The 2,142-nt window shown below is 52.8% G+C and carries 3 protein-coding genes; 2 read left to right on the forward strand and 1 reads right to left on the reverse strand.

Annotated elements, in window-relative coordinates; genetic code table 11:
* A partial coding sequence (locus tag V6D20_15260) for a hypothetical protein (GenBank protein HEY9817138.1) occupies positions 1-302 on the reverse strand: 302 nt, incomplete at its 3' end.
* 848 nt (positions 303-1,150) lie between these two features.
* Between V6D20_15260 and V6D20_15265 the strand changes: the two genes are divergently transcribed.
* Both V6D20_15265 and V6D20_15270 read left to right on the forward strand, forming a co-directional pair.
* Entirely contained in the window at positions 1,151-1,762 is a 612-nt protein-coding gene (locus tag V6D20_15265; GenBank protein HEY9817139.1) for a hypothetical protein, read from the forward strand.
* Between the two features lie 181 nt (positions 1,763-1,943).
* Positions 1,944-2,142 (forward strand): hypothetical protein (locus tag V6D20_15270; GenBank protein ID HEY9817140.1); only part of this gene is annotated, 199 nt, incomplete at its 3' end.

Genomic DNA, 2,142 nt, shown 5'->3' on the forward strand with positions numbered 1-2,142 from the left:
GAGCGGACAGAGGGGATGCGTGGCATCGGCGGCAGAGCCGGGGGGGTGCCTTGAGGAGCCTGTACAGCTGTTCGTTGTAGGAGTTGCTCACCAGAGGGAAAATTGACTGTCTGAACGCTGAGTGAGAAGGTCTCGCTTACCGGATCAAGTTGTTGCAACTGCGACAAAGATTTGCGAGGTGGCACAGATGCAGGAATCGGTGCCAAGGCGTTCCCACCAACCACATCGCTCTGCTGGGCTCCAGAGCCAAAGGGCGGTGGGGGCGGTGGTGGATTGTGCAAATTGGGAGCACTTGCAACCAAGACACGATCCTGTCGACCACGGTAGCGAAGAACAAGAGCAACGTTGGGTACAGTATCTCCAATCTGCACTGACCGTAAGAGTAACTCACCACTTACAGATTGTCCGACCCTCAAACACTCCAGGGCATATGACCTTGGAAACTGTACCCAAAGAGGTCAAGTGTAGCTTGCCGCCAGAGCCCTCAGCGAGACTCCTGCGCTCTGGCTTCGAAACGCGCCGCCCTGACGACTTTACGAGGCCTTTGGCCGCCTGGACGGAATGCTTATTGTAGACTTGCTGGCCTACATCGAGGGCTTGCTGAGGGCACATGAGATTGGCTGCGAGGTCCTGTCGCTGGCCTGTGAGTACCTTGACGCTTACCTGAGCTGTGGATCGGAACACAGCAGCAGTCACATCAACAGTGACTTCAAGAACAACGACATCCTCTGCGAGTAAGCTGATCTGTAGATTGTCGTGCTCACAGTTGATAGACGGAAAAGCCGCACCAAGGTGGATTGCACCATCCGTTGAACAACAGCGAGATATGGTCACTAAAATCCCGATATCGCGGTTATGGAGATAGGCAAACTTATTGTCATTGCTCTCAATCGGGAGTTGCGCGGTCAACCAATCTGCTGCCGGCTGTTGGTGTGCAATGCGAAAGCGGCGGGGGAAAGGATTGCCTTCCTCCATATTTTGACGTGAATTTGGATTAACAGGAAGACTACCATTTCCCTGGCCGTTACTTCGTTGCTGCGAAGTAGCTACTCCGCCAGCAGAGTAGCTACTCGCTCACAAGCTGCAGAAGCCTGTGCGCTCGCTCTGGCCTCTAGCGCTACGCTAGCAAATTCAGAAGTACCCAACCGAAATGTCTGATTATTCCGGCAAACAGGTGGGAGACCTAAGAAAGTATTTTCACCTCCTTGAGCCCCGATACCTGGAATGTGGCTATAACCTCATTACGGTGGTTGAGGCTGCCTTTGGGCAATGGGTTTTCCCTCGAGCACCCAACCGCCTTTTCCTTCTCATCCTGAGCGCCGTTCAGCACAGGCTTGCTCAAGACCCGTCCATTACCGCGATCTTCCCCATGAAGGCTTGGTTGGGACTGCCCGTCGCTGTCCACGATGAGCAAGACCAAGCAATTTTTGAAATTCTTTTGGTTGACAGTAGAAACAAAATCATGCAGTCTTTTAGGGCCTGGATAAGTGGTATTCCCGGCGACTACTGCCCCCCCTCCCCCTGCTCCTCCCTGACTTCCCCTGAACTGACGTACAAAGTTGTGCCATGGGCTTACCACAACCACCCCAACCCCGATCGCAGAGCCAACTTCGACTGGGTAGTTCGAGAGGGCCAAAACCTTCGAGGCAGGACCAACGACACGTGGGGCCCCTTGAAACAGGGCCTCACCGAGCATGAGTGGCAGAACGCCCTGCGTGGACTCGATAGCATGGGCATGACCCTTGGTACATTTACACTTTGATTTTATAGTGGAGGAATGGGGGCGGTACAAGCTCCTCGTGGGCCAAGGCATCAACCCGGAACTCCTTAATGTTGTGAATTAAAATCAAGTAAGCAACATCAGTCCTATATTGAGGGGTAGGCATAGGTTTAGGGCAGGTCAGTTTGAGTTACTGGTAGGCAGACTTGCTATTTGTAGGTTGTTGATCGAATATCAGGCAAGGCATGCTTATAAAAGGCCCTTCTTCCCGAGTGCAGTTCCGAAATTGAGTGAACTAAGTGAACTAGGAAAACTTAAAGCCCTTTTTCGTCAGTTCTATCGGACAAAGTATGAGGAAAAGCACCAGCCGCACCCAGGAGAGGACGATGTCCCTGCGCAGTGGAAGGTAGCAGAATTCACAA

The sequence above is a fragment of the Candidatus Obscuribacterales bacterium genome (assembly GCA_036703605.1).
Taxonomy (GTDB): Bacteria; Cyanobacteriota; Cyanobacteriia; order RECH01; family RECH01; genus RECH01.